An 8,363-nucleotide genomic window follows, 5' to 3' on the forward strand; every position below is an offset into this window, starting at 1 on the left:
GTTTTGCGCTCCGAAGGAGCGGAAAAGCTGGGCTATAAAACACTATACAAATTCTCTTCCAAAAGATCTGTATCAATTTGCAAGTTAATGATATTGGTTCTACCTTTAGCTCTGCCTTTTGATACAGTATTTGTGGAAATGATACCTAACATCTCCAACTCATTTACAAAGTCAAAGATTCTTCTATATGTAACTGCATCTCCTTTTGAAATCTCCTTATAAGCCTCAAATAGCTTACCTGAAGTGATTTCCTCTCCTTCTTGAGTCAACCTTAAGATAGCAGCAAGAACCCTTTGCTGTTGGGTAGGCAATGTGACAATTACGTCCTTGACCTTATTGTACTCAATGACATCTTTAGCTTCACGCACATATTGGCCTAAAACCTTTTCAGATCCCTTGTCGATAGCAATGTCTCCTGCACTTTCCAATAAGTCAAGTGCGTATCTTGCATCCCCTTCCTCTTTTGCAGCCATAGCTGAACATAATGGAATAACGCTGTCTTCAAGAGTGTTTTCATAAAATGCAAGTTCGGACCTTTCATTCAAGATGTCAGCCAATTGCTCTGCATCATAAGGTGGGAACACAATCTCCTTATCCATTAGACTGCTTGCAACTCTTGGCTTAATGAATTGCTTGAAGTTAAGGTAATTACTGATTGACAAGATTGCAATGTTGTCTGTTCTGGTAAGGGTATACAACAATCCGTCCCCATCCTTTTCAAGAAGAATGTCAACTTCGTCTAAAATAACAATCAATATACGGTTTCTTCCAAATACGTTTCTTTTTAGGACATCCCTAAATGCATTTACAATTTCACCTTTTGTCCATCCACGATTTGGAACTTCCCTTCCTAGCTTTTGACATAAGTAAGTGAGAACCTGATATTCTGTATTGAAATCAGTGCATCTGACATATTCCACTGAAAGTGTAACAGGCTTATCACGAGCTGCTTCAATCAATTGCTCTCTTGCAAACTTTGCAGCTGCTGTCTTACCGGTTCCTGTCTTTCCATAAATAGTAATGTTAGATGGAGTACTTCCTTTCAATACCTCTACCCAGTATCTTGCAATGGCTGTAATCTGTTCTTTCCTATGTGGCAAGTTATCAGGTAAATAACGATGATCCAAAGGTTTCTTATCCTTGAAAATGTTATCGTCAAGAGGCAAGTATTCATCAAGCCCTTCGAAAATGTTGTCACTCATAATAATCATCTCATAAATAAATAATGTGTTTTTTAAAGTCTGAAATGTTGCAGAATTTAAAATATTAACCCTTTTTAATAAAAATTAAGCATAAGATCTAAAATTGATTTTGAAATTTTAGAAAAATTAAGTTAAAGATATTAAAAAATAGAAATTTTCATTTTCAATAGTAAAATTTCAACTGTATTACTATTGTTTATCAGATAATATATTTAAACTTTTTTATTATTTCAAAATAAGGGAACATTCTCAAAAAATCAAACAATGGAAAAACTTTAATAATATTAGCTAAATTGCAAGTGTATTAAAGAAATGAAAATGATTTAAAATGAAATTTACAGTTGAAATGATAGTCTATTTTAAAATAAAGTCAAATTTTTATTTCAATTGAAATAATAAAATAAAAGTATTATGAATTTTTAAAATCAATGATAATTCATGACTTGATTTGAAAATAACATTATGATTATAATTTAACAATTATTTAATAATTTCATAAGGTTTAGAAAGTAAAATATTTGTAAAAAATGGTTAAAAAAAAGACAGAGAGTACCATTTCAAGTGAAAGCAAATTTGGTAAAAAACGAAAATGAAGGGATGTATTTCAAGTGTAAAATTTTTTCATTGAAAAATCTAAAATAAATATTTGAGCTTTAAATCGTAAATGAAGAATTTTAACGCAGAATACTTTAAAAAAAGATAGAGAGGAAAATTTCAAGTGAATACAAATGAAATATACCTGTCAAGTCTTTCAAGACCCTCAAAATCGTTTCACTAGAAACACACCTCTCACTCTCTAAAAATCATGGAAAAATCGTTATTAAAACATGAGAATATAATCAAAAAATAGGGAATGAATTCGTTGAAAAAATAATTAAACATAAAAATACGTTAAAAATAATAAAAAACATTAATAATAATATAAAAAATTGATAAAGCATTTATAAAAATAAGAATAATAAAAATAAAAAAATAAATAAAAATATTATTTTATTTATATTTCAGGAAGTGTGGTGTTTTTAATGGATCCATAAGTCTTACCAAGAATCCATATGCATTGTAGCTTTCCCTTAAAGACTTTTTTTATTGTTTTAATAAGAGTATGTTTTGTAAGTCCATCTTCAAAGATGTCTTCTGTTATGATGAATCTGGTCAATTGATCATTAGGATGTTCCAATTCAAAATCTAAAAACATTTCATTTAATGAAAATCTTATTTTCCAAATGAATTCCTGATTCATTTCTTTAGGACTGCTTTTGATAATGTTTTTCTCTTCCTGTGAAACTTCTGTTGCACATCCTATGATTAAAACATCCTCTTTTGTTTTAGGATTGATTATGTCCATTGTATTGTTGTTTGGAAAGTTAATGAGATAATGGAAATTAGCGTTTTCATCATAAATCTTTTCACGAAAGAGATTCTCTTCCATTAACCAGTTTCTGACTTGCTCTTCATCTATTGCCATGTTATCATCCATAAAATAAATATAAATATTTTTTTTTAATTAAATCATGATTAAATTTTAATAGAATTTTAATAAAATTTTTAATATCAATAAATTATATATAGTTTGCTAATATATTTAATTTTAATGATAACCGAACTTTACTCAAATTCAATTTACATGCTGCTTACAATACTTTTATTTGCTTTGGCATTTGATTTGCTTATTGGAGAATTTCCAGCTAAATTGCATCCCGTTGTATGGATTGGAAACATCATAATCTTTTTCAAGAAATATCTTATAGGATATGACAATAAGATTTCCGGACTTATCGTTTCTATCTGTGTAATAGCTGTTTCTTCACTTGTCGTTTTAGTGCCAATGCTAATCATCAAGCATTTCATGTACATTAATGATGGAATGATTTATTTATTTAAATTAGCGGCTATTTTATTGTTGTCATCTACATTTTCAGTGAAACTGCTACTTGATTCTGCACGTGATGTGGAAAATGACTTGAAAAACAACAATCTAAACAAGGCACGTCAGGCAGTTAGTTATTTGGTAAGCAGAAAAACAAGTGAATTGAATAAGGAGCATGTCATATCAGCTGTTATTGAAACATTAACTGAAAACATTCCAGATTCATATGTTTCAACTATTTTTTACTATTCAATTGTTGGTATAATAGCATTCCTTTTAGGATTCAATGATTTCACTGTTGTCATATTGGCTATACTTGCAGCATTGATCCATAGGGTTGTCGATACCATAGATTCCATGCTTGGATACAAGACAGATGAGCTTTATAACATTGGATTTGTTCCTGCTCATTTGGATGATATATTGAATTACATTCCTGCCAGGATATCAGGATATTTGATAATAATCTCTGCAGCATTCTTGGCTCTCAATTGGAGAGGAGCCTATTACATTATGGGAAGGGATGCTAGAAACTGTGACAGTCCAAATTCAGGATACACAATGGCAACAGTAGCTGGCGCATTGAACATTCAGCTTGAAAAGGAGGGAGTCTATACTTTAGGTGACAATTTGCATCCACTTAAAGTTGAATGCATTGACAAGGCAATTGACATTGCAAGACTTAGCATATTCCTGATTACAATATTTTTCTTTTTCGTATTTATGGATTTGATTCTTCTTCAATTATAGAAGAACTACTTTTTTTATTTAGTTTATTTCTTTGAAAAAAAAAGAATATTTTTAACTTATATTTTCTAATCAATGATTATTTAATAATAAAAAATAGTATGGTGTAAAAGGATATTACTTTTCAAGTGATTAATTGATGCAAAAAGAGTTTATAAAAATAAGAAAAATGAAGTTATATGATAACTTCATTAATTACGAAATCCTTAAAGAAAGTCATGTGAATCAGTTCATCTTCCCAAACGAGGCTTGAACCTGATCCGAAATCATTTGAAAACTTGACATTGTCTCCAAGGCCAATTGATTTTTTAGACTTGAACTCGCTATGTGAGATGTTTTCCAAAACCTTCACGAATTCCAATCTGTCAATATTGTCAACGGATTTCTTTTCGACAATAGCTTCTATGATATAGCTTCTGCAGAGCTTTTCATGATACTGCTTGTAAATGCTATGATTGTAGAACAATTCCAATCCTTTAATTTCACCATTTACAATGAAGATAACACCATTTTGGCCATCTTCAATATGGAATTTGCTTAAGTAGTCATTTTGCTTATCCTTAAGGTTTTCATAGCTGTCATTCAATGCACTGGTCATGGATTTGAAATTGGATCTTGATTCAAATTCACTGATGGAATCCCAAACTTCCCCCTGATAGTCACGTTCCTCATAGGAAGCTCTTGATTTTCTGCTTCTTGTACTGTGATTTGCAGAATACAATGATGGCTTGAAGGTTCTTGATGCCTCTCCTTCTCCTCTTGTGTGCCATCTTCCATGTTCAGTGCAGCTAACAGGAATATTAACGGTTGACTTGGCAGGAATGAGTAAAGTGTCATTAATGATACGGTTTTGCATTGCACCGGTGATCTCATCTCCATCAATCAATATGAGTGGAGCTACAGAATCGTTTTTGCATGAAACGGCATTTACAGTTGAATGGTCCAGCTCCTTGATTTCAACAAGGTTCATCTCATATCCTTTCTTAAGAGTGAGGAAATCCTTTTTCCCAAAGAAATCACTCCTGATTGGAATTGCCTCAACATTTTCGTACTTTTGGCTTTCCAATATCTCAACGGATATCTTAGCGCCGTTTAAGTCAATGAATGCAATGTTTTCAATCTTGTTTAAATCTTCTATAATTTCGCTGTTTTCAATTTCCTTGTTTGATTTTTCCACCTTATCACCCCATATTTGTTTTATACTATTCAAACTAATTTTTATTAGATACCTTATAAATTTAATTTTTGATAAAAAGCTTTAAATGAAATTCACATCATTTTCAGGATCTTTTTTAAGTTCAGCAAGTTCATCTTCCTCGATGACTTTAGCAATTACATTCTGATGAGAAATGAACTTTACGATTGCATATGCGTTTTCATCATCGATTTTATCATAAACCCTTCCTGAACTCATGGTACCTCTAACAACAGTTTTAGTGCTGTTAGCCAAGTATCCCACTTTGCCGGCATATCTCATTTCAACTCTTATTGCTTCTGAATCATGATTGTTGTCCGGCTCTTTGATAAGCTTTAAAATAGAACCAATCTTGAATATCTTCTTTCCATGAAATTGGTTAAAACAGATTACAGTTACATATTTTTCATTAAATTTTTCATCGTTCATACATTTCACCCCTATAAAAATAGCATGTACACTATGTTATGAAATCGTTACTTATAAAGGTTATCAATTTGTAAAAATTTTTTATAGGAACCAATGAAATCAATATTAAAATTTCTAAATTTTACACTTGAAATGCACGTCTAGGTTTCCTGTAATTTGACCTAATTGAAATAGAGAAAATTAGAGCAAACATAATTGTCTTATGAATTTGATAGAAAATGAAAAATAATGATAACTTATTGTAAAAAATAGAGAATAGTTAAAAATAATTAAAATAATTTAAAAAAGTAAAAAAAGAATAAATAAATTGGAAAATTTAAACTGTGATAGATTCCAATTTAGATAAGATTTCCCAAATTAAGGTTCTTGCATGAACTGGGATATTAGGGTCGTTACTGATTTCATCTAACTTTAAGATTACAGCACTAGCTCTTACAGTTGGATCTTCACTTTCATCATTTAATGTTTGGAAAGATTCATCTGCAGCTCTTCTGATATTACGTGGTACACTTGGGTTTTCCATAATATGTTTTAAAATTGCGGATACTTCTTCAAAAGTTTCGTTTACCATAATAATTCCTCCCTATTCATCAATTTTTGAAAATATTATCAAAATAAGTATAAATCAGTTTCAAAAAAAGTAAATAGTCAATAACAATATAAAATATGCTTTTTAAAGTATATATATTTATGGTATATTGTTAGTAAATTAAGAAATGATTATCTTTTTTAAGTTTTAATGAAAATTTTCTTTTGGATTAAGAAATCCTTATTCCTGTTTTTTAAGTTCAAATAAAAAGTTTTTAATAATTAATAGGTGAAATATAATTTCAAAGAGGGTTTAAAATGGACTTTGATAAGGATAAATTCAAGAATGTATTGCATTTCATCATCTACAAATGCGGTTTTAGAAATACTGTTGGAAGAACAGTGATTCACAAGCTGCTTTACTTTTCAGACTTCAATTATTATAAGGAGTTCAACCAATCCATAACAAATGAATCCTACATAAAGAAGGAAAGAGGTCCTATGCCAATTCATTTTGAAATGGCTATAGAGAATTGGTTGAGGAAAATAAGATAAGTTTAGGAAAGAGAAGATTGCCATGCGGCAAGATAATGAATAGATACTTTTCCCTAAAAGGGCCTGAAATGGATTTCAAAAAAGAGGAATTGATTTTAATCAATAAGGTCATTAAGAAATTGAGTCATTTAAACGGCAAGCAGATTGGGGAATATTCTCTATCAGATTACCCTGTAAAAAAGACTGAAGATAATGAGATCATTGAATATGGATTGGCATTATCTGGCAAGTCTAAAAGCAGAGATAAGGTTTTTGTAAAAATAAATTGAAATATTCTATTGAATGTAACTTATTTTCATATTAATAAAACTTCATAATATCCTTATTTTTTTAATTTTATCAAAAAATTAACTTTTTTTCTTTCATTGATAAGAATATATTTATATATTGTAATACATATTTTAAAACACTGATATATTATTAAATGATTTTTTGAATTACAGGTGTTTTTATGGATATATTAAGTGCATTATGGCAATTAGGTGTTTTTGCAGCTGTTATTTTATTTGGCACAAAGCTTGGAATAGCCAGTGGATTGGCAAATCTCTCAAAAAGGAATTTGGCTCTATTGTGTTTAGCTTATGGTGGAGGAATAATGCTTCTATCCGCTATCGCTTCCTTGTATACAAGCCAAATGACAGAAATAATTAACAGCTATAACTCTATTATTTACCTAATCATGGCCATCATCATGATTTTTTCAGGAATATATACAATTAAGGAGTGGAAAAAACATGAAAACAACACCATGAGAACTACTAGAATGATTTTAGTTGCTCCTTGTCCCTGCTACTTTGGATCTATTTTAGCCAGCATTATAATGGCAGCTCCTACAATTGGATTAGGTGCATTTTCACTAAGTCAGTATGTTGCCATTGCAATGGTTTTGGTGATATTGCTAGGATATTTTGCATCTAATTTAATAGTTAAATTCCTTAAAAAGCCTTATCCAATCGTTATTGGAAATTTCATGCTGTTTTTAGGAATTTATTTCCTTTTGTCCTCTATATTGATACCTAATATAATTCAAGCATTCAATCAATCCATGAGATACATGACAATTCCTTCTTTAACTTCCTTGGCCTTGACATTTTTGCTTGCTATTGGAATTGCAATTATGGGAATCATGATTTCTCGAAGGAATGATTTTTTAATAAAGTTTTGATTTTTTATAATTTTTTAAATTTATTTATTATTTTTTTGGTGGTGAAATGGTAACGGTAATTCCAGGAAGTGATTTATTAACTTCTGCATTGAATGTCATATCTCAAAGTTTGCAGATACCAGTAATCATATTTCTATTGGCATTTGCAGTATTCGCAGTTTATATTATAGGAAGCCTTATCTCAGAATACAGTTCTCATAAGAAAGTGCCTGTTAAATTAGTCAGAGATTTGATTTATAGGATAGCTAATTGTGAGGACATAAATGATATTCAAGGCATTATAAAGAATGCTCCTATTCAACATTCTCAAAAAGTGGTTTTAATAGAGATTGCTAAGTCAAAAGACTTAAGAGAAGACACTAGACGTGCATTGGCTAGAAAGCTGTTTGAAGAGGAACAGGATAAGATTGAAAAGAATCTTCAAAAAACAGACATTGTAACAAAAATTGGACCTACCCTTGGATTGATGGGTACACTCATTCCAATGGGACCAGGGCTAGCTGCACTTGGAAGCGGAGATGTAAACACTCTTGCAAGCGCTATCATAGTTGCATTTGACACTACTGTTGTAGGTATTGGTTCAGGGGCAGTGGCTTATGTGGCTGGAAAGATTCGCAGACGATGGTATGAACAGTATCTTTCCAATTTAGATGCTTTGGCTGACACTGTTTTGGA

At 30.6% G+C, this 8,363-nt stretch carries 10 protein-coding genes; 5 read left to right on the forward strand and 5 right to left on the reverse strand.

Annotated features, from left to right (window positions below):
- Positions 1-32: 32 nt before the first annotated feature.
- Both VW161_RS08285 and VW161_RS08290 read right to left on the reverse strand, forming a co-directional pair.
- Positions 33-1,202 carry a Cdc6/Cdc18 family protein gene (locus VW161_RS08285; RefSeq protein WP_304093544.1) on the reverse strand — a complete coding sequence of 390 codons (1,170 nt, stop codon included), beginning with the start codon at positions 1,200-1,202 and terminating at the stop codon, positions 33-35.
- A gap of 994 nt (positions 1,203-2,196) precedes the next feature.
- Positions 2,197-2,667, reverse strand: a complete 471-nt coding sequence (locus tag VW161_RS08290) for a DUF2299 domain-containing protein (RefSeq protein WP_304102776.1) — start codon at positions 2,665-2,667, stop codon at positions 2,197-2,199.
- Positions 2,668-2,793: 126 nt separating this feature from the next.
- On the opposite strand from VW161_RS08290, the gene VW161_RS08295 reads away from it, so the two are divergent.
- The gene (locus VW161_RS08295) at positions 2,794-3,819 is read left to right on the forward strand and encodes a cobalamin biosynthesis protein (RefSeq protein WP_304102778.1); all 1,026 of its coding nucleotides are present in this window, start codon (positions 2,794-2,796) and stop codon (positions 3,817-3,819) included.
- 172 nt (positions 3,820-3,991) lie between these two features.
- Here VW161_RS08295 and VW161_RS08300 read toward each other — a convergent pair whose 3' ends face one another.
- The 3 genes from VW161_RS08300 to VW161_RS08310 form a co-directional block, all read right to left on the reverse strand.
- The gene (locus tag VW161_RS08300) at positions 3,992-4,993 is read right to left on the reverse strand and encodes an ARPP-1 family domain-containing protein (RefSeq protein WP_304102781.1); all 1,002 of its coding nucleotides are present in this window, start codon (positions 4,991-4,993) and stop codon (positions 3,992-3,994) included.
- An 81-nt stretch (positions 4,994-5,074) separates the two neighbouring features.
- Positions 5,075-5,440 carry an HIRAN domain-containing protein gene (locus VW161_RS08305; RefSeq protein ID WP_304105799.1) on the reverse strand — a complete coding sequence of 122 codons (366 nt, stop codon included), beginning with the start codon at positions 5,438-5,440 and terminating at the stop codon, positions 5,075-5,077.
- Positions 5,441-5,756: 316 nt separating this feature from the next.
- On the reverse strand, positions 5,757-6,011 hold the full coding sequence (locus VW161_RS08310; protein ID WP_304088373.1) for a UPF0147 family protein: 255 nt from the start codon (positions 6,009-6,011) through the stop codon (positions 5,757-5,759).
- A 275-nt stretch (positions 6,012-6,286) separates the two neighbouring features.
- On the opposite strand from VW161_RS08310, the gene VW161_RS08315 reads away from it, so the two are divergent.
- The 4 genes from VW161_RS08315 to VW161_RS08330 all read left to right on the forward strand — a co-directional run.
- Complete coding sequence (locus VW161_RS08315; protein ID WP_304088371.1) at positions 6,287-6,523, forward strand: type II toxin-antitoxin system antitoxin SocA domain-containing protein; 237 nt, start codon at positions 6,287-6,289, stop codon at positions 6,521-6,523.
- On the forward strand, positions 6,502-6,792 hold the full coding sequence (locus VW161_RS08320) for a hypothetical protein (RefSeq protein WP_304088369.1): 291 nt from the start codon (positions 6,502-6,504) through the stop codon (positions 6,790-6,792). The genes VW161_RS08315 and VW161_RS08320 overlap by 22 nt, the downstream gene beginning before the upstream one ends.
- A 182-nt stretch (positions 6,793-6,974) precedes the next feature.
- Positions 6,975-7,688: a DUF2162 domain-containing protein gene (locus VW161_RS08325; RefSeq protein ID WP_304088367.1), complete on the forward strand. Its 714-nt coding sequence runs from the start codon at positions 6,975-6,977 to the stop codon at positions 7,686-7,688.
- A gap of 46 nt (positions 7,689-7,734) precedes the next feature.
- The coding region (locus tag VW161_RS08330) for a MotA/TolQ/ExbB proton channel family protein (protein WP_325192911.1) at positions 7,735-8,363 on the forward strand (629 nt) is incomplete at its 3' end.

The organism is Methanobrevibacter ruminantium, assembly GCF_016294135.1.
Classification (GTDB): domain Archaea; phylum Methanobacteriota; class Methanobacteria; order Methanobacteriales; family Methanobacteriaceae; genus Methanobrevibacter; species Methanobrevibacter ruminantium_A.